Annotated in this window: 1 pseudogene; it reads left to right on the forward strand. The window is 72.5% G+C overall.

Annotated features, from left to right (window positions below):
• Positions 1-449, forward strand: a pseudogene (locus OO69_RS48190) (condensation domain-containing protein); the annotation flags it as partial.
• Positions 450-495: the final 46 nt, after the last annotated feature.

The raw sequence follows: 495 nt of genomic DNA on the forward strand, positions 1-495 counted from the left end.
TCGCGACGCCGTTCGCCGTCGTCGACGTGGCCGCGGAGGACGTGGCGGAACGGGTGGCCGAGGCGGCGGCGCACGCCTTCGATCTGGGCGCGGAGATCCCGGTACGGGCGCGGCTGCTGCGGCTGTCGGAGCGGGAGCACGTCCTGCTGCTGCTCGTGCACCACATCGCCAGCGACGCCTGGTCCCGCGGCCCACTGGCCCAGGACCTCACCGCCGCCTACACCGCCCGCTGCGCCGGCGACGCACCCGCCTGGCAGCCCCTCCCCGTCCAGTACGCCGACTACGCCCTGTGGCAGCAGGAGATCCTCGGCGACGACACCGATGCCGACAGCCTCGCGGGCCGCCAGCTCGCCTACTGGAAACAGCAGCTCGCCGGCCTGCCCGAACAGCTCGACCTCCCCACCGACCGGCCCCGACCGGCGGTCGCGGGGTACTCGGGGGACCGTGTTCCTGTCTCTTATACACATCTGACGCTGCCGACGAAGGCTTAGGTGT

Source organism: Streptomyces sp. NRRL F-525 (assembly GCF_000716605.1).
Taxonomy (GTDB): Bacteria; Actinomycetota; Actinomycetes; order Streptomycetales; family Streptomycetaceae; genus Streptomyces.